Consider the following 21,529-nt stretch of genomic DNA (forward strand, 5'->3'; position numbering starts at 1 on the left):
TATGACGACAACCGCGCTGCTGGCCCTCGGGGCCGAGCAATACGTGCTCCTGACGACCTTTCGCAAGACGGGGGATGCGGTGGGCACCCCCGTCTGGATCGCGGCGGATGCCGACCGGCTGCTCGTCACGACGGGCGGCACCAGCGGCAAGGTCAAGCGCCTGCGGCACACCGAGCGGATCGAGCTCACCCCCTGTACCGCCCGCGGAGTCGTGACGCCGGGGGCGGCGACGGTCACCGCCCGGGCCCTCGTGCACACCGACGCGGAGACCCTCGCCGTGCTCGACTCGGCGCTGCTCGGGAAGTACGGCCTGAAGTACCGCGCCATCCGCGCCGCCCAGCGGCTCCGGGGATCGACCACGGAGTCCGTCGCCCTCGTGATCACAGCCGGGCAGACAGACTAGACGGCTGAGCAGTCGCTGAGCCGCAGCCGGTCAGTCGCCGAGCAGCACGCCGCGTTGAGCGAGGAACGGCCGGGCGTCGATGGCCGTGCCGTCGAGCCTGACCTCGAAATGCAGGTGGCAGCCCGTGGAGGCGCCCGTGCTCCCCACCCCCGCGATCACCTGGCCGGCGATCACGCTCTCCCCGACGCTGACGAACGTCTGCCCGTCAGCGATGTGCGCGTAGCCGGTTTCGACGCCGTCGCCGTGGTCGATCTGGATCCAGTTGCCGTAGGTGCCCTGGGGGCCGGCGGCGGTGACGACGCCCGAGGTGGCCGCGTAGACGGCGGCGCCGCAGGCCGCGCTGATGTCGGTGCCACGGTGGAACGCGCTCACCCCGGGCATCGGGCGGTCGGGCCGGGGGCCGAAGCCGTCGGTGACGTGGCCGATGGCAGGGAAGGCCCAGCCCTGACTGCTGAGTTGGCCGACGTCAGCGCGGGAGAGTAAGTCGGGCAGGGTGGTCTGCTCGGGCGGGGCAGACTGCTCGGGTAGCGGCGTCGTCTCGAACGTGGCCGGGGCGCTCGCCGCGAGGGCGGACAGCTCGCTCGTCGCCGCGTTGAGGTCCGCCTCGGAGGCCTCCATCGCGGAGCGGGTGGCGTCCAGCGGAATGGTGCCGATCAACGCCTGCAGTCCGGCGTCCTGGTCCCGCAGTGACTGCGCGAGTTGGGCATCCGCTTGAACCCGCTCCTGCACCTTGCCCAGATTCGACGTCAGCCGGGAGAGGGTGTCCAGGGTCCCGAGCTGCTGCAGCAGGTTGTCCCCGTGGGCTTCGGAGAGCAGCAGGTCGAGGGAGGCGGTGCCGGGCTGCTGCAGCCGTGCCCGCACCAGCGTGGCCAGCGCCCGCTTGGACGCTTCGGCCCTGGCATCGGCCCCGACGCTGAGGTCGTGCGCGAGGGTCGCCCGGCCGGTGACGGCGTCGAAGTCGGCCTTGGCGGACGCGTAGGCGAGCCGGTTCGTGTCGTAGGCCGCCTGAGCCGTTTGCTGGCGTGCCAGAGCGGATGCGTAGGCCGCGGCGTGCACGGCGGCAGCCGTTCTCGACTCGGCGGCGCGCTGCGCGGCGATCGCCCTGGCTTCGGCAAGGGCGCGGGCGCTTGAGGCCGAGCCGGAGGGCTGTGCGGACGGGAGCGGCGCGGCGGCCGCCGGCGGGGCGGGCAGGGGCTGGGCGGGTGCGGGCTGAACTGGCACGGGCTGAACTGGCACGGATACCGGCGGCGGCTCGTCCGTCGGGTTCGTCGCGGGTGGGGTCGGCGGGTCGGGGGTCGGCGGGGGCGCTGTCGTCGGCGTCGGGGTAGGAGCTGGAATGGCAGTGGGGGCTGGGGTCGGTATGGGAGTGGGCGCCGGGTGGGGCGAAGGAACCGGCGTCGGGACCGGTGCCGGTGTCGGGACCGTTGCCGGCGTCGGTGTCGGACTCGGTGTTGGTGTCGGCGTGGCGACGGTCGGGGGAGCCGGGGTGGGTGTCGGCCCGGGGGCCGGTGCGGGGGGCACCGCTGGGCCGGGCGGGGGAACCGTTGTCGGCGTTGGCGTTGGCACGGCAGGGGGCCCCGGTGTCGGTGCCGGTGTTTGTGCCGGCTGTTCCGCCGGCCCTGGAAACGGGGTGCTCCCCGAAAACGGGGTGCTGCCCGGACCCGGCAGCGTCGGCCCCGCGTCTGCCCGGGCGGGGGCCGGGCCCCCGGCGGCCAGGAGCAGAGTGATCGCCAGGCACGCGCCGGAAGCGGCCAGACGTCGTTCCGGGGGTTGCCCCGGTGCACGGCTGGTCCGGCGAGCACTCGGCCTGGAGTTCATGAGCCTGCGCAATTCATTTCGGGTGGTAGACCTGCCGTTCGAAGGGTCGCGGCGGAGACATCATGGCATGGGCCATCGGCGCTCACAAGCAGACCCGACCGGCGAACGAGAGGACAGGCACAGCGCACGGACCGGTCCGAGTTCAGCGGATGTCCGGGCCGGGATCACCCGCGCGTTGCGGCCCGCGCCCTAACGAATTCGACGGAGATTTTGCCCGAATGACCACGAAATCGGGCCCAAAGGGCACGAAAACACCCCTTCGCGGAAAAATCTCCGTCGAATTGGTTCAGCGCCCTCGGGGGGGATCTAGGCGAGGGGGCCCGTCACGGAGGCAGCGGCATCCCGCACCGCGCCCGTCGCGACCAGGGCGACGACGGCCTCGATCTCGGGGGAGAGGAACCGGTCGTGACCCGGGCCGTCGGCCACGGTGCGCACCAGGCCCCGCACCGCACCGGTGGCGGGCCCGGGAACGAGCGGCGAACGCAGGTCGAGCGAGCGCGCGGCGGTCATGATCTCGATCGCCAGCACCCGGCCGAGGCCGTCGATCGAATGCCGCAGCTTGCGGGCCGCCGCCCAGCCCATCGACACGTGGTCCTCCTGCATCGCCGACGAGGGGATCGAGTCGACGGATGCCGGCGCCGCCAGCCGCTTGAGCTCCGACACGATCCCGGCGGCCGTGTACTGCGCGATCATCAGGCCCGAGTCGACGCCGACCTCGTGCGCCAGGAACGGAGGCAGTCCCTTGTTGCGGGAGGCATCGAGGTGCCGGTCGGTGCGCCGCTCGCTCATGCTCGCGACATCCGCCGCAGCGATGGCGAGGAAGTCGAGCACGTAGCCGACGGGGGCGCCGTGGAAGTTGCCGTTGGACTGCACCCGGCCGTCCAGCGTGACGACGGGGTTGTCCACGGCGCTGGCCAGTTCGCGGCCGGCGATCAGGGCGGCGTGGTCCAGGGTGTCCCGGGCGGCGCCGTGCACCTGCGGGGCGCAGCGCAGCGAGTACGCGTCCTGCACCGTGGGATCGTCCGGGCCGGCGTGGCTCTGCAGCAGCGGGGAACCGGCCAGCAGGACCCGCAGGTTGGCCGCGCTGACCGCCTGGCCGAGCTGGGGCCGCAGGGCCTGCAGATCGGCGGCGAAGGTGGCATCCGTGCCGAGGAGGGCCTCGACGCTCATCGCCGCGGCGATGTCGGCGGTCGTGAGCAGGCGGGAGAGGTCGGCGAGGGCGAGCACCAGCATCCCGAGCATGCCGTCGGTGCCGTTGATCAGGGCGAGGCCCTCCTTTTCGGCCAGCACGACCGGGCTGATCCCGGCGGCGGCCAGGGCCTCGGCGCCGCCCCGCAGGGTGCCGCTCGCATCGCGCACCCGGCCTTCGCCCATCAGGGTGAGCGCGCAGTGTGCGAGCGGGGCGAGGTCACCGGAGCAGCCGAGCGAACCGTATTCGTGCACGACCGGGGTGATGCCCGCGTTGAGCAGCGCCGCGTAGGTCTCGGCGACGACCGGTCGCACGCCGGTGCGTCCGGTCATCAGGGTCGAGAGCCGCAGTAGCATCAGCGCGCGCACCACCTCCCGCTCGACCTCGGGGCCGCTGCCGGCCGCGTGCGAGCGCACCAGGCTGGCCTGCAGCTGGGCGCGGCGGTCGCTCTCGATGTAGGTCGTCGCGAGCGCGCCGAAGCCGGTCGAGATCCCGTAGTGCGGGCTCGTGTCGCTGGCCAGGCCCTCGATGATGCGGCGGGTCGCGGCGACGCCGTCGAGTGCTGCCGGCGCCAGCACGACGCGGGCGTCCTGGCGTGCCACGGCGATGACGTCGGTGAAGTCGATCGGGCCGGTGCCCACGGTGACGGATGCGGTGGCGAGGTTCATACTCCGATTCGACACCAGCCCGGCCGCCGGCACCACGGGTTTACACTCGGATGTGTCCGGTATCCCGGACAGTTGACGAGGGCGGATGTGACTCATGAACAGGGCGAAGGTTCCGGCGGCGGATGGCGCGCTGCGCATCCTCTCGCATCTGGCGATGCAGCGCGGGCCGGTGCCGGCCTCCGCCATCGCCACGGCCCTGGGCCTGCCGCGGTCGAGCGTCTACGACCTGCTGGCGGCGCTCGCCGACCAGGGTTTCGTCGTGCACCTGCCCGAGGAACGGCGCTACGGGCTCGGGGTGGCGGCGTTCGAGCTGAGCTCCGGCTTCGCGCGCCAGCAGCCGCTGTCGCACCTCGGTCGCCCGCTGATCGCGCAGCTCGTCGACCGGCTCGGCGAGAGCGCCCACCTCGTGGTGCTGCATGGCCGCGACGTGATCTACCTGATCGAGGAGCGCGCGCCGCGCCGGCCGTCGCTGGTGACGGATGTCGGCGTGCGCCTGCCGAGCCACCTCACCGCGAGCGGGCGCGCCCTCCTCGCGGCGCTGCCGGCCGCCCAGTTGCGGGCGCTGTACCCCAATGCGGCGGCGTTCGCGTCCCGCGACGGGCAGGGCCCGCGCACCTCCGGTGAGCTGCGGCGGCTGCTCGAGCGGGTGCGGGCCGACGGGTTCGCGCAGGAGGACGGCGAGATCACGGCGGGGATGGCATCCGTCGCCGTGGCCGTGCGGGACCACGCGGGCTGGCCGGCCGCGGGCATCGCGCTCACGTTCCCGCGGGAGCGCATCGCGCCGTCCGAGTGGCCGGGGCTCGCCGCCGAGCTGGCGGGCACGGCGGCGGAACTCTCCCGGCGCATCCGCGGCCGGCACCCCGGCGCCTGATCGGCCTGCGTACCGACAGCGGCCTGCGCACCAATAGCCCTGCGGACCAATAGCCCTGCGGACCAATAGCCCTGCGGACCAATAGCCCTGCGGACCAATAGCCCTGCGGACCAATAGCCCTGCGGACCAATAGCCCTGCGGACCAATAGCCCTGCGGACCAATAGCCCTGCGGACCAATAGCCCTGCGGACCAATAGCCCTGCGGACCAATAGCCCTGCGGACCAATAGCCCTGCGGACCAATAGCCCTGCGGACCAATAGCCCTGCGGACCAATAGCCCTGCGGACCAATAGCCCTGCGGACCAATAGCCCTGCGGACCAATAGCCCTGCGGACCAATAGCCCTGCGGACCAATAGCCCTGCGGACCAATAGCCCTGCGGACCAATAGCCCTGCGGACCAATAGCCCTGCGGACCAATAGCCCTGCGGACCAATAGCCCTGCGGACCAATAGCCCTGCGGACCAATAGCCCTGCGGACCAATAGCCCTGCGGACCAATAGCCCTGCGGACCAATAGCCCTGCGGACCAATAGCCCTGCGGACCAATAGCCCTGCGGACCAATAGCCCTGCGGACCAATAGCCCTGCGGACCAATAGCCCTGCGGACCAATAGCCCTGCGGACCAATAGCCCTGCGGACCAATAGCCCTGCGGACCAATAGCCCTGCGGACCAATAGCCCTGCGGACCAATAGCCCTGCGGACCAATAGCCGCCCGCGCACCAATAGCATTGAGCGGTGCCGACCACTCTCCGCCAGTCCCCCGGGGCCAGGGTCGGTTTGTCGATCGCGGTGGCGACCGGACTCTACGGCATCTCGTTCGGTGCCCTGTCCGTGGCGTCCGGACTCACGCTCTGGCAGACGTCGGCGCTGAGCCTGTTGCTCTTCTCCGGGGGTTCCCAGTTCGCGTTCATCGGTGTGATCGCGGGCGCCGGCACCCCCGTGGCCGCCGCCGGAGCGGCCGCCCTGCTTGGCATCCGGAACGCGGTCTACGGCATGCAGCTGAACGCGCTGCTGCACCCCCGCGGCTGGCGCCGCCTGGCCGCCGCCCACGTCACCATCGACGAATCGCTCGCCACGAGCACCGGGCAGTCCGACCCGGTCGAGCAGAAGCGCGGATTCTGGGTGGCCGGAGTCGGCATCTTCGTGTTGTGGAACGCGTTCACACTGGTCGGGGCGCTCGCCGGCGACGCGCTCGGAGACCCGAAGCAGTGGGGACTCGACGGCGCCGCGGTGGCCGCGTTCCTCGGGTTGCTCTGGCCCCGGCTCCGGTCGCGGGAGGCCGGCGCGATCGCGGTGGTCTGCGCGCTGGCGACCGTGCTCGCCGTGCCGGTCGTGCCGCCGGGCGTGCCCATCCTCGTGGCGGCCGTCGTCGCCGGCGCCATCGGCTGGTTCGGCTTCCGGCGCGGTCCGGAGGGTGAGGGGCTGGAGCCCGACATCGACCCGTATCCCGCTCCCCGCCCCCAGACTGACCGGCCGGGCGAGCCCGGGACGGGAGCCGTTTCGTGACCCTGTGGCTCTGGATCCTGGTCGCCTGCGCGGTGGGTTTCCTCACGAAACTGCTCGGTTATCTCGTGCCGCGCCGGTGGCTCACGAATCCCCGGGTCGCCCGCGTGGCCGGCACCCTGACGATCGGCCTGCTGGCGTCCCTGACGGTCGCGAACACGGTCGCGACCGGCCAGGAACTCGTGCTCGACGCCCGGATCGGGGCCCTCGCGGCCGCGGCCGTCGCCCTCTGGCTGCGGGCGCCGTTCCTGGTGGTGGTGGTCGTGGGCGCGGCCGCGGCAGCCGGCCTGCGCCTCCTCGGCTGGAGCTAGTCGCGCGGGGCCGGTCGCCCTGGAACTAATCGTCCAGGGCCGCGTGCAGGAACGCCGAGACCTTCGCGCGCATGGCCTCGTCGAGGATGCCGATCGAGTGGTAGCTTCCCGGCACGGTCACCAGTTCGTGCGGGATTCCCTGGCTCTCGAGCGCGTCCGCGTACCCGGTGGACTGGCTCAGCGGGATGAACTCGTCCATTGACGCCCCGATGAAGACGGGCGGGTCGCTCGGGTCGAGCTTGTTGGCTACGGACGCGGCCTCGGCGGCGGAGCAGTCGGTCGGCGCCGCACAGCCCAGGTAACGCTGCACGAGCCGCTGCAGCCCGAACGGGGCGCCGCCGGTCACGAGCCCCTGATAGCTGAGATCGACCGGTGCGGTCAGTTCGGCGACCGCGGCCACCCGCGACCCCTCGGTCAGCGGCCCGGAGCCCCGGGCACCGAGGAGGGCGGCAAGGTTGCCGCCCGCGGAACCGCCGAAGGCGCCGATCCGATCCGGGTCGATGCCGTAGCGCAGGGCGTGGTCGGGCTGGCGCATCCACTCCACGGCCAGGCCCAGGTCATCGATCGCGGCGGGGAACAGGGCATCCGGAACCAGGCGGTAATTCACCGAGTAGGCCACGAATCCCTCGCTCGCGAGCCAGGTGCAAACCGCCCGCCAGTCGCTGTTGCCCTTGTCCCCGTGGTTCCAGCTGCCGGCATGGACCGAGAGAACGGCGGGGCGCCGCGCAGACGCGGGGCCGGCCGCCGCCTCGGTCGCCGCCGCATCCGTGGCCGTCGGCGCCGGGGACGCCGTTGCCTCCGGTGCGGCCTCGGCGGGGGAACAGACGTCGAGGGTGAGCTGGGCGCCGTCCGCCCGGGTGCCGTACAGGACATCCGTGTCGACCGTCACGCCTTCGGGTGGGGCGATGGTCCGGATGCCGATGATCTCCGTCGTCACGAGTTCACTGTCGGCGGCGCCCGGCTCGTCCGGCGTCACGTCGTGCGGTGCGGGGCGGAGCCCGGCCAGCAGGGTCGTCGCGGTGAGTGCGACGGCCGCTGCGCCGAGGATCGCCGTGATGCGGACGCGGCGTGAACCGAATCGGGTGAGGCGGGGGCCGATGATCACGGATGCTCCGAGCTGCGGGTAGGTGTCTCGAGGATAGATCGTGCCCGGCCTCGCACCGAATCCCGTTCCCGGGTCGGCTCCCGCGAACGCTCAGCGTGGCGGCGCGGCATCCGGGGTAGGCGCGGTCTCCTCCGCCTCCTCCGGCCGGAGGGCCGCGAGGATCCGGGTGATGCTGATCGAGATGGTCGACGCGACGGCCATGGACGTCGCCGGAGCCGAGGCCTTCCGTTCGTCCAGTTCCGTCATCAAATTCTGGAGGGCGGCCTCTGCTTCTGTGAATGCGGCCGTCGCGCCCTCGTCCGGGTCCCAGTCCCGCAGCACCGCGGCCACGGCGTGCAGCGCGCGGCTCAGCGCCGGCCGCAGTTCGGGCCGCAGCTCGAGCTGCACCGGTGTGCCCCAGACCGCCCCGGTGAGCACCTCGGTCAGGTCGCGCACATGGAACGTGACGGTCTCGAGCGCGGCCAGGTCGTCGTAGTCCGTGCGGAGATCCCGCCGGTGGAGGCGGGCGCGGGGGTTGCCCTTGCGGCTGTCGTCGGCGTGGCTCACCGCCGCCCGCACGGCGCGGCCGACCGCCACGAGCTCCTGGCTGCGGGAGGCCCAACCGTCCTTTTCGGGTGGCCAGCTGTCGGCGAGCGCGTCGGCGACCTCCGACAGGTGCTCGGCGAGGGTTCGACGGAAGAGGGCCAGCTGGTGACCGACGGCTTCGAAGGCGAGCGGCGGGAAGAAGAGCAGGTTCACGGCGAGGCCGACCAGGATTCCCAGCGTCATCTGCTCGAGGTAGCCGATGGAGTAGCCGTCGGCATTCGGCCCGCCGACGATCAGCACGAACAGGGCGGTGACCGGGATGTACTCGCGGTTGGCGCCGAACCAGCCGGAGGCCGCGATGACGGCGCCCACGCCGACCGCGAGGGAGATGGTGAACACGTTGGGTTCGCTGAGAACGATGACGGCCCCGGCGAGCAGGATTCCGACGGCCAGGCCGCCCAGGGTCTGCAGGGCGTTCCGCACGGAGCTCATCAGCGTCGGGTACATGCTCACGAGCGCACCCAGAGGCGCGTAGTAGGGGTAGTCGTCGGCCACGCCGGGCAGGAGCGGCGCGATCGACCAGGCGATCGCGACGGCGACGGCGGCCTTGAGGGCCTGCACGATCCGCGGGCTGGTGGCCGTCGTCCCCATCCAGAAGAACGACTTCCGTGCCATCGGGGCGCTGCCCGTTGCCGCCCGGGTCAGGGTGCCCCTTGCCCGCTTCACAGCGACCCCTCCGCCAGGGCCTTGGCGAAGCAGACGCTGAACTCCTCGCCGATGTACTGGCCGAACCGGGGAATCTCACGGTAACCGGCCGTGCGGTAGAACGCGAGCGCCGCGGCACTGTCCGGCCCCGTCTCCAGAACGATTTCACGGATGCCGCCGGCCAGCGCATCCGTTTCGATCCGGTCGAGCAGGCGGCCGGCGATGCCCTGGCCGCGGGCCTCCGGGTGCACGAACATGCGCTTGAGCTCCGCCGTCGCAGCGTCATCTGCGGCCACCAGGGCGGCAATGCCGAGGGCGCGGCCGTCGTCATCCCTGGCCGTGTAGAAACGCACGCCGGGCTGCTCGAGTTCGTCGGCGCTCAGCAGAAAGTTGCTTTCGGGCGGGTAGAGGGACTGGGCGAAGTCGGCGCTCAGCCGCAGCAGGGCGGCGATCTCGGCCGGACGCGGAGACTCGATGGCGATGGTCATCAGCATCAAATAAGCGTAGACGCTGCAGACCGGCCGTGACATTTCGGCGTCAATCAGGTAACGTAGGCAGGTCGGCTCTTGACACCGTGTTTGTTTTTGTGTGCGCGGATGGGTTTGTAAGTCAGGATGGGCCGGTTTCCCAGTAATCCGCTGGTGAAAAATCACTGTATGTGAACGGCCCCGGCCATAGACTGCCCGGGTTCTCAGGTTGCGTCGCGTGTGCGTCGTTGTTCTGCCATGTACTCAACACAACCCAGGAATGTCTCCATGCCTAAAAATTTTGATCCGAAGTACGCCGCCAAGGGCGGACCGTCCAAGGGCGGCAGCAAGAGCCCCGGACACCGCGGCCACCACGCCGACGATGGTGCGCCCAAGAAGGCCCGCTGGAACGCCGGCGAACGCGCCGACCGTGCCGCCGGCCGCCCTGCCGGCAACGACCGCCCTGCCTACGGCCAGCGTCCCGATCGTCCCGCCTACGGCGACCGCCCGAACCGCAGCGATCGCCCCTCCACCGGTGGCGCCCCGCGCGGCGACCGCCCCTCGTACAACAGCGACCGTCCCCGTAACGACCGTCCCTCCTACAACAGCGATCGTCCGGCCTACGGGGACCGCGCTCCGCGCACGGATCGTCCGGCCTACAACAACGACCGTCCCCGTACGGATCGTCCGGCCTACAACAACGACCGTCCCCGTACGGATCGTCCGGCGTACAACAACGACCGCCCGCGCACGGATCGTCCGGCGTACAACAACGACCGCCCGCGCACGGATCGTCCGGCGTACAACAACGACCGCCCGTCGTACGGCGACCGTCCGGCCCGCTCCGATCGTCCGGCCTACGGTGACCGCGCCCCGCGCACGGATCGTCCGGCGTACAACAACGACCGTCCCCGCACGGATCGTCCGGCCTACAACAACGACCGTCCGCGCACGGATCGTCCGGCGTACAACAACGACCGCCCTGCTCGCTCTGATCGTCCGTCCTACGGTGACCGTCCCGCCCGCACGGACCGTCCCGCGTACAACAACGACCGCCCGGCTCGCACCGAGCGTCCGTCCTACGGCGACCGTCCCGCCCGCATGGATCGTCCGGCGTACAACAACGACCGCCCGGCACGCAACGAGCGTTCACACTCCGAGGGCGGCCACTCCAGCAACTTCTACCCGGACCGCGACTCCAAGCCGCACTTCGCCGCCGGCGACGACGTGGTGCTCGAGCGTCTGGAAGCCATCGCGACGACGGCTGCCGAAGTCGTCGGTGTGACCTTCGGCGACCTGGGGCTCGGCGAGAACATCGTTCGCGAGCTCGCCACCCTCGGCGCCTCGGCCCCGTTCCCGATCCAGGCCGCGACCATCCCGGATGTGCTCGCCGGCCGCGACGTGCTCGGCCGCGGCAAGACCGGCTCCGGCAAGACCATCGCCTTCGGCGCTCCCCTCGTGGAGAAGCTGCTGGAGAACAACGGCGCCAAGGACCGCAAGATGGCCCGCAAGCCCCGCGCGCTCATCCTGGCCCCGACCCGTGAGCTGGCCCTGCAGATCGACCGCACCATCCAGCCCATCGCCCGCAGCGTCGGCCTCTTCACCACCCAGATCTACGGCGGGGTCCCGCAGTACCGTCAGGTCAGCGCCCTCCAGCGCGGCGTGGACATCATCATCGGCACCGCCGGCCGCATCGAAGACCTGATCGAGCAGGGTCGTCTCGACCTGTCCGAGGTTGTCGTCACCGTCCTCGACGAGGCCGACTACATGTGCGACCTGGGCTTCCTCGAGCCGGTTCAGCGCATCCTGCGCCTGACCAAGAAGGGCGGCCAGAAGCTGCTCTTCTCCGCCACCCTCGACAAGGGCGTCGCCCAGCTGGTCAAGGAATTCCTGACCAACCCGGCCGTGCACGAGGTCGCCGGTGAAGACCAGGCCTCCTCCACGATCGACCACCGCGTGCTCATGATCGAGCACCGTGACAAGAGCGCCATCATCGGCCAGCTCGTCGACCGTCAGGGCAAGACGCTGATCTTCTCGCGCACCCGCGCCTACGCCGAGCAGCTCGCCGAGCAGCTCGAAGACGCCGGCGTGAAGGCGACCAGCCTGCACGGCGACCTGAACCAGGCCCGCCGCACTCGTAACCTGCAGATGCTGACCAGCGGACGCGTGAACGTGCTGGTGGCAACGGATGTCGCGGCCCGCGGCATCCACGTCGACGACATCGATCTGGTCATCCAGGCCGACGCTCCCGACGAGTACAAGACGTACCTGCACCGCGCGGGCCGTACCGGCCGCGCCGGCAAGTCCGGCACCGTCGTGACGCTGATCCCGAAGCAGCGTCGCCGCCGCATGGACGACCTGCTCGACCGGGCCGAGATCGAGGCCAGCTTCACCAGCGCGACCCCGGGCGACTCCGCGGTTCGCGACCTCGCGGGCATCTAACCCGAGCAGCACCCGGCAGTACCGCACAGCAGCACCTGAAGAAGGGGCACCCGCCGTCACGGTGGGTGCCCCTCCGCGCGTTCCGGGGCAGGAAAGCCTCAGCGGCGAGCCGCCCGACGACCGGTTGCCCGCACGATGGCCTTCCGGATCTCCTCGATCCATAGCACCGACGACCCGACCAGTACGCAGAGGCCCCACTGGGTCGGCGTGAGGGCGGTGGTGTCGAAGAGCGCCTGGAGCACGTCGATCTGCACCACGAGGATCTGCAGGACTATCACCGCGGTGAGTGCCAGCCAGATGCTGCGGTTGGTGAACGTCTGAAGTGAGAAGACGGAGTGGGTGTCCGAGCGCACGTTGAGCAGGTTGAAGACCTGGTAGAAGACGAAGGTGGTGAACGCAAGGGTTGTGGCGAAGGCTGGGTTCCCAGCACTTTCCGGGAACAGCGGGGACGCCTGAGTCAACACGGTCAGGGTGCCCGCGGCCATGACGAGGCCGAGCCCGAGAATGCGCAGCATCCGGTCCCGAGTGATCAGGGGTTCGTCCGACGGGCGCGGAGGCCGGCTCATCGTGCCGGGTTCGGCCGGATCCAGGCCGAGCGCCAGTGCGGGTGGGCCGTCCATGATGATGTTGACCCAGAGGATCTGCAGCGCAGTGAACGGCGCACCAGCGGCCCAGCCGGTGACGCCCGCGATCAGGAAGATGAGCACGAATCCCCACGCGGTGGTCAGCTGGAACCGGACGAACTTCAGGATGTTGGCGTAGATTCCGCGTCCCTCCCGCACCGCGGAGACGATCGTGGAGAAGTTGTCGTCGGTGAGGATCATGTTTGCGGCGCCTTTGGAGACATCCGTGCCGGTGATACCCATGGCGATGCCGATATCGGCCTGCTTCAGTGCCGGCGCGTCGTTGACGCCGTCCCCGGTCATGGCCACGACATCGCCGCCGGCCTGCAACGCCCTGACCACCCGGATCTTGTGGGCCGGGGTGACCCGCGCGAGAACCCCATAATCGGCGGCGTAGACGGCGAGCTCGTGGTCGTCGAGGTCGTCCAGCGTGGCACCGGCAGCAGCCTCGCCCGGCAGGCCCAGGTTGCGGGCGATGGCCGAGGCCGTCACCAGGTGGTCGCCCGTGATCATGTGCACGCGGATGCCGGCGCCGAGCGCCACCGAAATAGCCTCGGCCGCCTCAACCCGGGGTGGGTCGACGATTCCGACGATGGCGTAGAGGGTCAGCCCGGTGACCAACGAGCGACCGGAGTCCTCGCCCGGAACGGTGCCGGCGTCGAGGGTGCGTCCGGCGATCATGATGGTGCGAAGGCCGTCCCCGGCCAGCTCCTGGATGGTGTCGTGGATCCGTTGCCGCAGAGTGTCGTCCAGAGGGCGGAGGCCGTCGTCGGTGAGCACGGAGTCGGTCAGGGGCAGCAGGGCGCCCGGCGCGCCCTTGGCGAAGCAGCGGTGTCCGGGTTGCGGGAGTCCGCTCGTCGGCTCGGCCGGTCGGTGGAACGTGGCCATGAATTTGTAGTCGGAGTCGAAGGGCACTTCGGCCACCCGGGGGTGGGTCCGCCTCGCACCCGCGACGTCGATGCCGCCCTTCTCGGCCAGCACGGCCAGGGCCCCCTCGGTGGGGTCGCCGACCAGCACGCCGTCGTGCAGCACGGCGTCGTTGCACAGGGCCATGGTCAGGAACGCCTCCGTGAGGTCAGGCATTGGGGCGTCGTCGGCGGTGAGGATCCTGCCATCGGTGGAGTAGCCCTCGCCGGTGATGCGGAAATCGCGGCCATGGGTGTGCAGCCGGCGGGCCGTCATCTCGTTCATGGTCAGCGTGCCGGTCTTGTCGGTGGCGATGTGGCTGACGCTGCCGAGCGTTTCCACCGCCGAGAGCTGCTTGATGATCGCGCCCTGGGCGGCCAGTCGCGAGGCACCCATCGCCAGGGTGAACGCGACGACCGCGGTGAGACCCTCGGGAATGGTCGCAACGGCCAGCGAGACGGCGGTGATCAGGAGTTCGGTCCAGGACTCCCCGCGCAGCAGGCCCAGCACGAAGACGATCGCCACCACGACCAGCGCCGCGATTGTGAGCAGCTGGGCCAGCTGGTCGATCCTCCGCTGCAAAGGCGTTTTGTCGTTCTTCACCTCGTTCAGCAGCACCGCTATGCCGCCGACGGCCGTGCCCATGCCGGTGTCGGTGACCACCATGGTGGCCCGGCCGCGGGTGACCAAGGTGTTCATGAAGAGCATGTTGGTGCGGTCGGCGAGCGGCAGTCCGGCATTGTCCAGCGCGGGTATGGTTTTGCCGACCGGTTCGGATTCCCCGGTCAGGGCAGCCTCCGCCACCTGGAGGCCGGCAACGTCGATGACCCGGCCGTCCGCCGGAACGGAGTCGCCGGCGTCGAGGAGCACAATGTCGCCCGGCACCAGCTCGGAGAACTGCACCTCGAGTTCGGTACCGCCCCGGCGAACGACGGCCCTGCCTTCCGATAGCTTTTGCAGCGCCTGGAGGCTGCTCTCAGCCCGTCGCTCCTGCACATAATTGAGGACGGTGTTCAGGATGATCACGGCCAGGATCACGATTGGCGTTTCCAGCTCCCGCGAGACGACGGCGCTGACGACCGCGGCTACCAAGAGCACGATGGTCATCTTCTCGGCCAGAAGGCGCACGATCTTGCGCCAGGTCGGCACGCGCTTCGGCTTACGAAGCAGGTTCGGTCCGTAACGCCGCCGGCGGTCATCGACGGCGGAGGCGGCAAGCCCGGTGCGGGCGTCGACGTCCTGGGCCGTGGTGGTTTCAGCGGCCGAGAGAGTGTGCCAGGCGGCGTGCTCGGTTGCCTCCGCTGGGGACGAGGTGGCAGGCATCCGTTTGGGTCAGCCCGTCGCCGGCTTGCGCGTCACCAGCACCGGGCAGACCGAGAGTCGGGTGCACTGGTCGCTGACCGAGCCCAACAGAAGGCCGGCCAGGTTGCCGCGGCCGCGGGAACCGACCACGAGCATGCGCGCGTCCCGCGACACCTCGATCAGGCTTCGGGCCGGCCCCGCATGCACGGCCCGGTAGTCGACGCTCACGTGCGGGAAGGCGTGCACCATCGCTGCGGTGTCTTCGATCAGTGCTGCCCGAACCGCGTCGGAGTATTCGGCGAAGGACGATACGTAGCCGAACTCCCAGCTCGCGGGCCTGGGGGCGGTGTCGATTGACCAGGCGCGCACGATCACGATCGGGGCGTGCAGCTGGTCGGCGAGCCCGAAGGCCGTGCTGAGCGCGTGGTCCGCGAAGGTCGAGCCGTCGTGGCCGACGACGATGCTGTCGGGCGGTGCCGGCGGTTGCCTGGTGGCCGCGGCGGTTTCCGATCTGGCTGCTGGGGTGGTGCCTTCGGTGCTCACGGCGGACTCTCCGGACTAAGGTGACGAGTAAGGCAGAACGATCAGAACACTCCCAGATTAGTGAACTGCGGTTCAGGTGTCCAGTGTGGGGGGCGGGGTCGGCACCAGCACGGCGAGCAGCTCGTCGAGTTCGTGGCCGTCGGACACCGGATGCCGGAACGGTCGCCCGGTGGCGATCTGGTAGTTGTTGCGCCGCCCGATCCTGGTTCTGGTGATGTAACCGTCTGCCACGAGGTCGGCGATGATCTTCTGGGCGCCGCGCTCGGTGACGCCCACCCGGGAGGCCACCTCGCGCATCCGGCACTGCGGATCGCGCGCGATCGTGACGAGAACGTGCGCGTGGTTGGTCAGAAACGTCCAGCGGGCGTCGCTCCCGGGGGCAAGTCGGGGTTCCTGGTCAGGGTCCGATGCGTTCATCTAAGCGAGAGTAGTCCACCGGCGTCGCGCAGGTGTCGGCGGTCTCGAGCCCGTGGACGGACTACGGCCGCTCCGGCGCCTCGATGATCAGGTTGGTGATGCGGGCCGTGCAGAGGCGGCGGCCCTGGTCGTCGCTGATCACGATCTCGTGCGAGGCGATGGTGCGGCCGAGCCGGATGGCCGTGGCCACGCCGGTGACGATGCCCGACCGGGCCGCGAGGTGGTGCGTCGCGTTGATGTCGAGTCCCACGGCGCTGCGGCCGGGGCCGGCGTGGATCACGGCCGCCCACGAGCCGAGGGCCTCGGCGAAGGCGACGGATGCCCCGCCGTGCAGCAGCCCGAACGACTGCCGGTTGCCCTCCACCGGCATCGTCGCGACCACCCGTTCCGCGGACTGTTCGACGATGGTCACCCCCATCTTCTCGTCCAGTTCGCCGAGCGTGATCTTCCAGTTCTCGTTCACTTTTCCCACTTCCGTTCAGTTCCCGGCCGGCACGCGCAGCCCGTCGAGGGCCACCGCGAGCACGTCGTCGGCGAGCGTCTCGGCATCCTCCGGGCCTTCCGGCCGGTACCACTCCACGATCGAGTTGACCATGCCGAACAACAGGCGGGTCACGATTCGAGGGTCGATGTCGCTGCGCAGGGAGCCTTCGTCGCGAGCTTCCGTCACGAGCGCCGACACGGCCCGGTCGAAGGCGCGTCGTCGGGCCAGCGCGGTGCGTTCGACGACCGTGTTTCCGCGCACCCGAAGCAGCAGGGTCACGTAGGGCAGGCGGGAGGTCAGAACCTCGACGGCCCCGCGCAGCACCCAGGCCAGCCGGTCGATCGCCGGGCCGACCCGGGCGTTCTCGTCCCGCAGCACCCCTTCGAGCCCGTCGAGGGCCTCGTCGAGGGCCAGCTCCAGCACCTCCTCCTTCGAGGAGAAGTGGTGGTAGATCGCCGATTTCGACAGGAACAGCCGCGTCGCGAGCACGCCCATCGACGTCGCGTCGTAGCCGAACTCGTTGAACGCGGCGACCGCGACCTCGAGAATGGCGCGTTGGTCATAGCCGGGACGGCCGCGTTTGGTGACAGGTCGCTCAGACATTACCGAGAAGTCTCTCACGACCCGGCCCGCCCGCGTCGAGGCGCGGGCGAACCGGCGTCGAAACGCCCTTCCCGGGAAAAGCGCAGTACGGCCCGCTCAGCGCAGGTCGTAGACACGCTTGTGCTTGCCGGTGCTGCGCTCGAGGGTTCCGGGTTCGACGATCAGAACGCTCACGCTGGACCCGATCAGGTCCTTGATCCGGTGGATCAGCAGCGCGGCGGCGATGTCGGAGGATGCGTTGGTCGCGTGCTCGTGCCGTTCGATCCGCACGGTCAGCTCGTCCATTCGGTTCGGCCGGGTCAGTTCGATCACGAAGTGCGGGGAGAGGTGCTCGATGCCGAGCACGATCTCCTCGATCTGGGTCGGGAACAGGTTGACGCCGCGAAGGATGATCATGTCGTCGTTGCGGCCGGTGATCTTCTCCATCCGGCGCATGCCGGGGCGGGCGGAGCCGGGCAGCAGGCGGGTCAGGTCGCGGGTGCGGTAACGGATGACCGGGAAGGCCTCCTTGGTCAGCGACGTGAACACGAGCTCGCCCTGGGTCCCGTCCGGGAGCACCAGGCCGGAGTCGCCGTCGATGATCTCGGGCAGGAAGTTGTCCTCCCACAGGTGGGGGCCGTCCTTGGTCTCGATGCACTCGTTGCCGACGCCCGGGCCCATGACCTCGCTGAGGCCGTAGATGTCGAGGGCGTCGAAGTCGAGGCGGTCTTCGAGCTCGAGGCGCATCTGGTTGGTCCACGGCTCGGCGCCGAGCACGCCGGCCTTGAGGCTGGACGAGCGCGGGTCCATGCCGGCCGCGACCATGGCATCCGTGATGGTGAGGAGGTAGCTGGGGGTGGACATGATCACGTCGGGCTGGAAGTCCTGGATCATCTTGACCTGCTTGTTGGTCTGCCCGCCGGACATCGGGATCGTGGTGGCGCCGAGCGCCTCGATGCCCGCGTGCGCGCCGAGCCCGCCGGTGAACAGGCCGTAGCCGTAGGCGTTGTGCACGCGCATGCCGGGGCGCACGCCCGAGGCGCGGAGGCTCCGCGCCACCAGGCCGGCCCACATCTTGAGGTCGTTCTTGGTGTAGCCGACGACGGTCGGCAGCCCGGTGGTGCCGGAGGAGGTGTGGATGCGGGCGACCTGGTCCATCGGCACCGCGAACATGCCGAACGGGTAGGAGACGCGCAGGTCGTCCTTCGTGGTGAACGGCAGCAGCGACACGTCATCCAGGGTGCGGATGTCATCGGGGTGCACGCCGACCTCGTCGAACTTGCGGGTGTAGAGCGGCACGTTCTGGTACGCGAGGCGCACGGTCTTCTGCAGCCGGGTCAGCTGCAGCGCCTGCAGCTCGTCCCGGGACATGCGCTCTTCCAGGTCGAGTTCATCCTGGGCCGGAGCGTGCAAGCGGGTCTTGGTCATCGTTGACATGAGGCCTCCTGGTGGAAGTGAATTAGTGAGCGGCGGTGCCGGGGAGAGGAAAATTGGTGGTGCGGCTGCGGCCGCGGAATTCCGCGATCGGCACGTTGTGCTCGGTGGCGACCCGCACGTCGTAGAGGCCGGAGCGGCCGCTCTTGGTGCGCAGCACGGCGGTCGCGGTCAGGGTCTGCCCGACGGTGGTCGGCTTCAGGAAGGTGATGTCGGCGCCCGACGCGAGCGTCACGTGGTGGTCGTCGTTGCAGGCGATCGCGAACGCGGTGTCGGCCAAGGCGAAGACGATCCCGCCGTGGGTGACATCGAATCCGTTCATCATGTCGTCCCGCAGGAGCATGGACACGACGGCCCGGCCCGGCTCGGATGCGTGCACGACCATCCCGAGAGCGGCGGACGCCCGGTCGTTCATCATCATTGCCCCGTTGGAGGGAGGTGGAGCATCCGTCATGTGGTTCTCCTCATTGAGTTCCGTGTGAATTGAGTTCCGTGTGCCGCAACCGCAACACGTGGTTGTGGGGCTAGTAGGGAAACCATATACTAACTGAACGATCGGTTGGTAAAACTTCGCCAAGCCCAGGAGTCAAAGATGACAATCCCGCCAGTTCCCTACGCTATCGCCCCGGAGAGTACCGACACGGTCTCCGCCGAGGAACAGCAGTTCAACGACCTGATTGCCGCCGATTCACGAATCGAGCCGCGCGATTGGATGCCGGAGGGCTATCGCAAGACCCTCATCCGGCAGATTTCCCAGCACGCGCACTCCGAGATCATCGGGATGCAGCCGGAAGGCAACTGGATCACCCGGGCGCCCAGCCTGAAGCGCAAGGCGATCCTGCTGGCCAAGGTGCAGGATGAGGCCGGTCACGGTCTCTACCTCTACTCCGCCGCGCAGACCCTCGGCATCAGCCGCGACCTGATGACCGAGCAGCTGATTGCCGGCAAGGCCCGCTACTCGTCGATCTTCAACTACCCGAGCCCCACCTGGGCCGACATGGGCTCGATCGGCTGGCTCGTCGACGGCGCCGCGATCTGCAACCAGGTGCCGCTGTGCCGGGCGTCCTACGGCCCGTACGGCCGCGCCATGGTGCGCATCTGCAAGGAAGAGTCCTTCCACCAGCGCCAGGGCTTCGAGATCCTGCTCGAGCTGATGAACGGAACGCCCGCCCAGCGCGAGATGGCCCAGGAATCGGTCAACCGCTGGTACTGGCCGGCCCTGCAGATGTTCGGACCGCCCGACGACGACTCGCCCAACTCGGCGCAGTCGATGGCCTGGAACATCAAGCGGTTCTCCAACGACGAACTGCGCCAGCGCTTCGTCGGAATGCTCGTGCCGCAGGCCGAGGTGCTCGGCGTCACGCTGCCGGACCCGGACCTGCGCTGGAACGAAGAAAAAGGTGTGTACGACATGGGTGAAATCGACTGGACCGAATTCCACGAGGTCCTCGCGGGCCGCGGGCCGGCGAATGCGCGGCGCCTCCAGCGCCGCCGCGACGCACACAACGAGGGCCAGTGGGTGCGTGAGGCTGCTGCCGCGTACGCCGCGAAGCAGGCCGTGAAGGCGGTCGCATAATGAGCGCTCCCGGTGCATCCGAGAAGGAGATCTGGCCCCTCTGGGAGGTTTTCGTGCGCTCCAGCCGCGGAATCAGCCACACCCACGTGGGCTCCCTGCACGCCCCCGACGCCACCCTCGCGGTGCGCAACGCCCGTGACCTCTACACCCGCCGCAACGAGGGTGTCTCGATCTGGGTCGTGCCCGCCGACGCGATCACCACGAGCGACCCGGATGCCAAGGGTGCGTTCTTCGAATCGCCCGCCGGCAAGAACTACCGCCACGCCAGCTACTACACGAAGAGTGAAGGGGTGAAGCACCTGTGAGCGACACCATCGAGCAGGACGCATACGGCCACGTCGACGTCGATCAGGTCGAGCTCTCCGCCGAACTGGTCGAAGCGGCATCCGTCGCCTCGCACGACGTCGCCGAATACGCGCTCTGGCTGGGCGACGACTCCCTGGTTCTGGCCCAGAACCTGGGCTGGTGGATCTCCCGCGCCCCTGAACTGGAAGAGGACATCGCCCTCGGCAACATCGCCCTGGACCTGATCGGGCACGCCCGTTCGCTGCTGCACTACGCCGGCGCCGAATCGGACCGCACCGAGGACGACCTGGCCTACTGGCGCGACGAACCCCAGTGGCGCTCCGCGCACCTGTTCGAACAGCCCAACGGCGACTTCGCCCACACGATCGCCCGACAGTTCATCGCCGCGCACTACCTGTTCGAGCTGTACAGCGCTCTGATGGAGTCGACGGATGCGACGCTCGCCGCGATCGCCGCGAAGGCGGTCAAGGAGGTCGACTACCACCGCGACCACTCCATCCAATGGGTGCTGCGCCTCGCGCAGGGCACCGAGGAATCCCGCCGGCGCATGATCACGGGCCTCTCCGACCTGTGGCCGTTCGTCGAAGAGCTCTTCATCGACGAGCCGCTGATCGACCGGCTCGAGGGCGTCGCCGTTCGACCGTCCACCCTGGAGGCCACGGTTCTGGCCGCCATGCTCCCCGTCCTCGCCGAAGCCGAGCTCGAGGTTCCCCGCGGCTTCATCTCCTCCGGGGGCGGCCGCCGCGGCGACCACTCCGAGAACCTCGGGCCGCTGCTCGCCGAGATGCAGGTGCTGGCCCGGGCGCACCCCGACGCGAAATGGTAGACGTGGCATCGATCGCCCGTCCGCGCCCGAGCGACGCGGCCTCGCAACGGGCCTGGGACATCGCCGCCGAGGTCTGCGACCCCGAGGTGCCCGTGCTCACGATCGAGGACCTCGGCGTGCTGCGGTCGGTCGCCGTGACCGCGGACGGCACCCACGTCATCCTGACGCCGACCTACAGCGGATGCCCGGCGATGGAAGCCATGCGCGACGACGTCACCACGGCGCTCACCGGCGCCGGCTATGACAACGTCACCGTGGAGCTCGTGCTCTCCCCGGCCTGGACCACCGACTGGATGAGCGAAGAGGGCAAGGCGAAGCTGGTCAGCTACGGCATCGCCGCTCCGACCGGTCACTCCGGCGTGCGCCCGACCGGCACCGTCCGGCTCCAGCTCGCGGTCAAGTGCCCGCGCTGCTCCTCACTGAATACGCGGGAACTCGCCCGCTTCGGTTCGACGTCGTGCAAGGCACTCTACGAGTGCCGCGACTGCCTCGAACCGTTCGACTACTTCAAGGTGTTGTAAC

General features: G+C 69.7%; 21 protein-coding genes. 9 read left to right on the forward strand and 12 right to left on the reverse strand.

Features of this window, described 5'->3' with window-relative positions; translation table 11 throughout:
* Window position 1 precedes the first annotated feature (1 nt).
* Complete coding sequence (locus tag E3O49_RS09355; RefSeq protein WP_134365032.1) at window positions 2-403, forward strand: PPOX class F420-dependent oxidoreductase; 402 nt, start codon at window positions 2-4, stop codon at window positions 401-403.
* 30 nt (window positions 404-433) lie between these two features.
* On the opposite strand, the gene E3O49_RS09360 is transcribed toward E3O49_RS09355, so the two are convergent.
* A complete protein-coding gene (locus tag E3O49_RS09360) occupies window positions 434-1,624 on the reverse strand; it encodes a M23 family metallopeptidase (protein ID WP_134403090.1) in 1,191 nt (396 codons plus the stop codon).
* 903 nt (window positions 1,625-2,527) lie between these two features.
* Entirely contained in the window at window positions 2,528-4,078 is a 1,551-nt protein-coding gene (hutH, locus tag E3O49_RS09365) for a histidine ammonia-lyase (protein ID WP_134367832.1), read from the reverse strand.
* A 94-nt stretch (window positions 4,079-4,172) separates the two neighbouring features.
* Here hutH and E3O49_RS09370 point away from each other — a divergent pair, with 94 nt between their 5' ends.
* The 3 genes from E3O49_RS09370 (at window position 4,173) to E3O49_RS09380 (ending at window position 6,764) form a co-directional block, all read left to right on the forward strand.
* Window positions 4,173-4,949 carry an IclR family transcriptional regulator gene (locus tag E3O49_RS09370; RefSeq protein WP_134367833.1) on the forward strand — a complete coding sequence of 259 codons (777 nt, stop codon included), beginning with the start codon at window positions 4,173-4,175 and terminating at the stop codon, window positions 4,947-4,949.
* 736 nt (window positions 4,950-5,685) lie between these two features.
* Window positions 5,686-6,456 carry an AzlC family ABC transporter permease gene (locus E3O49_RS09375; protein ID WP_134367835.1) on the forward strand — a complete coding sequence of 257 codons (771 nt, stop codon included), beginning with the start codon at window positions 5,686-5,688 and terminating at the stop codon, window positions 6,454-6,456.
* Entirely contained in the window at window positions 6,453-6,764 is a 312-nt protein-coding gene (locus E3O49_RS09380; protein ID WP_134367837.1) for an AzlD domain-containing protein, read from the forward strand. The genes E3O49_RS09375 and E3O49_RS09380 overlap by 4 nt, the downstream gene beginning before the upstream one ends.
* A 25-nt stretch (window positions 6,765-6,789) precedes the next feature.
* On the opposite strand, the gene E3O49_RS09385 is transcribed toward E3O49_RS09380, so the two are convergent.
* The 3 genes from E3O49_RS09385 to E3O49_RS09395 form a co-directional block, all read right to left on the reverse strand.
* Window positions 6,790-7,869 (reverse strand): alpha/beta hydrolase, encoded by a 1,080-nt coding sequence (locus tag E3O49_RS09385; RefSeq protein ID WP_134451416.1) that lies wholly within the window; start codon window positions 7,867-7,869, stop codon window positions 6,790-6,792.
* Between the two features lie 90 nt (window positions 7,870-7,959).
* Window positions 7,960-9,120 carry an FUSC family protein gene (locus tag E3O49_RS09390; protein WP_241976114.1) on the reverse strand — a complete coding sequence of 387 codons (1,161 nt, stop codon included), beginning with the start codon at window positions 9,118-9,120 and terminating at the stop codon, window positions 7,960-7,962.
* On the reverse strand, window positions 9,117-9,593 hold the full coding sequence (locus E3O49_RS09395; protein ID WP_134403088.1) for a GNAT family N-acetyltransferase: 477 nt from the start codon (window positions 9,591-9,593) through the stop codon (window positions 9,117-9,119). The genes E3O49_RS09390 and E3O49_RS09395 overlap by 4 nt, the downstream gene beginning before the upstream one ends.
* 261 nt (window positions 9,594-9,854) lie before the next feature.
* Between E3O49_RS09395 and E3O49_RS09400 the strand changes: the two genes are divergently transcribed.
* Window positions 9,855-12,008: a DEAD/DEAH box helicase gene (locus E3O49_RS09400; protein ID WP_134434216.1), complete on the forward strand. Its 2,154-nt coding sequence runs from the start codon at window positions 9,855-9,857 to the stop codon at window positions 12,006-12,008.
* 98 nt (window positions 12,009-12,106) lie between these two features.
* Here E3O49_RS09400 and E3O49_RS09405 read toward each other — a convergent pair whose 3' ends face one another.
* The 7 genes from E3O49_RS09405 to paaI form a co-directional block, all read right to left on the reverse strand.
* Entirely contained in the window at window positions 12,107-14,860 is a 2,754-nt protein-coding gene (locus E3O49_RS09405; protein ID WP_134367845.1) for a cation-translocating P-type ATPase, read from the reverse strand.
* A 9-nt stretch (window positions 14,861-14,869) separates the two neighbouring features.
* Window positions 14,870-15,382 (reverse strand): universal stress protein, encoded by a 513-nt coding sequence (locus E3O49_RS09410; protein ID WP_134367847.1) that lies wholly within the window; start codon window positions 15,380-15,382, stop codon window positions 14,870-14,872.
* Between the two features lie 72 nt (window positions 15,383-15,454).
* Window positions 15,455-15,799: a helix-turn-helix transcriptional regulator gene (locus E3O49_RS09415; RefSeq protein ID WP_134367849.1), complete on the reverse strand. Its 345-nt coding sequence runs from the start codon at window positions 15,797-15,799 to the stop codon at window positions 15,455-15,457.
* A gap of 61 nt (window positions 15,800-15,860) precedes the next feature.
* Window positions 15,861-16,217, reverse strand: coding sequence for a hotdog fold thioesterase (locus E3O49_RS09420; RefSeq protein ID WP_134367904.1), 357 nt, complete (start codon window positions 16,215-16,217; stop codon window positions 15,861-15,863).
* Between the two features lie 60 nt (window positions 16,218-16,277).
* Entirely contained in the window at window positions 16,278-16,886 is a 609-nt protein-coding gene (locus E3O49_RS09425) for a TetR/AcrR family transcriptional regulator (RefSeq protein WP_134367851.1), read from the reverse strand.
* A gap of 96 nt (window positions 16,887-16,982) precedes the next feature.
* Window positions 16,983-18,293 carry a phenylacetate--CoA ligase PaaK gene (paaK, locus tag E3O49_RS09430; protein ID WP_134367906.1) on the reverse strand — a complete coding sequence of 437 codons (1,311 nt, stop codon included), beginning with the start codon at window positions 18,291-18,293 and terminating at the stop codon, window positions 16,983-16,985.
* A 31-nt stretch (window positions 18,294-18,324) separates the two neighbouring features.
* Window positions 18,325-18,753: a hydroxyphenylacetyl-CoA thioesterase PaaI gene (gene paaI / locus E3O49_RS09435; RefSeq protein WP_198416047.1), complete on the reverse strand. Its 429-nt coding sequence runs from the start codon at window positions 18,751-18,753 to the stop codon at window positions 18,325-18,327.
* 138 nt (window positions 18,754-18,891) lie between these two features.
* Between paaI and paaA the strand changes: the two genes are divergently transcribed.
* Genes paaA through paaD form a run of 4 tightly spaced genes read left to right on the forward strand, consistent with a single transcriptional unit; the run spans window position 18,892 to window position 21,528 of the window.
* Window positions 18,892-19,875 carry a 1,2-phenylacetyl-CoA epoxidase subunit PaaA gene (gene paaA / locus E3O49_RS09440; protein WP_134367852.1) on the forward strand — a complete coding sequence of 328 codons (984 nt, stop codon included), beginning with the start codon at window positions 18,892-18,894 and terminating at the stop codon, window positions 19,873-19,875.
* Window positions 19,875-20,180 (forward strand): 1,2-phenylacetyl-CoA epoxidase subunit PaaB, encoded by a 306-nt coding sequence (gene paaB, locus E3O49_RS09445; protein WP_104102564.1) that lies wholly within the window; start codon window positions 19,875-19,877, stop codon window positions 20,178-20,180. Before paaA ends, paaB begins: the two co-directional genes overlap by 1 nt.
* Window positions 20,177-21,007 carry a 1,2-phenylacetyl-CoA epoxidase subunit PaaC gene (paaC, locus tag E3O49_RS09450; protein ID WP_134451418.1) on the forward strand — a complete coding sequence of 277 codons (831 nt, stop codon included), beginning with the start codon at window positions 20,177-20,179 and terminating at the stop codon, window positions 21,005-21,007. The genes paaB and paaC overlap by 4 nt, the downstream gene beginning before the upstream one ends.
* Complete coding sequence (gene paaD / locus E3O49_RS09455) at window positions 21,001-21,528, forward strand: 1,2-phenylacetyl-CoA epoxidase subunit PaaD (RefSeq protein WP_134367856.1); 528 nt, start codon at window positions 21,001-21,003, stop codon at window positions 21,526-21,528. Before paaC ends, paaD begins: the two co-directional genes overlap by 7 nt.
* The last annotated feature ends 1 nt before the right edge of the window (window position 21,529 follow it).

The organism is Cryobacterium shii, assembly GCF_004402595.1.
In the GTDB taxonomy this organism is placed as follows: domain Bacteria; phylum Actinomycetota; class Actinomycetes; order Actinomycetales; family Microbacteriaceae; genus Cryobacterium; species Cryobacterium shii.

Excerpts from the sequence above, each read along its gene's own strand:
- E3O49_RS09355 (WP_134365032.1), top strand. The coding sequence starts at position 2 with ATGACGACAACCGCGCTGCTGGCCCTCGGGGCCGAGCAATACGTGCTC.
- hutH (WP_134367832.1), bottom strand. The coding sequence starts at position 4,078 with ATGAACCTCGCCACCGCATCCGTCACCGTGGGCACCGGCCCGATCGAC.
- E3O49_RS09370 (WP_134367833.1), top strand. The coding sequence starts at position 4,173 with ATGAACAGGGCGAAGGTTCCGGCGGCGGATGGCGCGCTGCGCATCCTC.
- E3O49_RS09395 (WP_134403088.1), bottom strand. The coding sequence starts at position 9,593 with ATGCTGATGACCATCGCCATCGAGTCTCCGCGTCCGGCCGAGATCGCC.
- E3O49_RS09400 (WP_134434216.1), top strand. The coding sequence starts at position 9,855 with ATGCCTAAAAATTTTGATCCGAAGTACGCCGCCAAGGGCGGACCGTCC.
- E3O49_RS09405 (WP_134367845.1), bottom strand. The coding sequence starts at position 14,860 with ATGCCTGCCACCTCGTCCCCAGCGGAGGCAACCGAGCACGCCGCCTGG.
- E3O49_RS09415 (WP_134367849.1), bottom strand. The coding sequence starts at position 15,799 with ATGAACGCATCGGACCCTGACCAGGAACCCCGACTTGCCCCCGGGAGC.
- E3O49_RS09420 (WP_134367904.1), bottom strand. The coding sequence starts at position 16,217 with ATGGGGGTGACCATCGTCGAACAGTCCGCGGAACGGGTGGTCGCGACG.
- E3O49_RS09425 (WP_134367851.1), bottom strand. The coding sequence starts at position 16,886 with ATGTCTGAGCGACCTGTCACCAAACGCGGCCGTCCCGGCTATGACCAA.
- paaK (WP_134367906.1), bottom strand. The coding sequence starts at position 18,293 with ATGACCAAGACCCGCTTGCACGCTCCGGCCCAGGATGAACTCGACCTG.
- paaI (WP_198416047.1), bottom strand. The coding sequence starts at position 18,753 with ATGACGGATGCTCCACCTCCCTCCAACGGGGCAATGATGATGAACGAC.
- paaA (WP_134367852.1), top strand. The coding sequence starts at position 18,892 with ATGACAATCCCGCCAGTTCCCTACGCTATCGCCCCGGAGAGTACCGAC.
- paaB (WP_104102564.1), top strand. The coding sequence starts at position 19,875 with ATGAGCGCTCCCGGTGCATCCGAGAAGGAGATCTGGCCCCTCTGGGAG.
- paaD (WP_134367856.1), top strand. The coding sequence starts at position 21,001 with ATGGTAGACGTGGCATCGATCGCCCGTCCGCGCCCGAGCGACGCGGCC.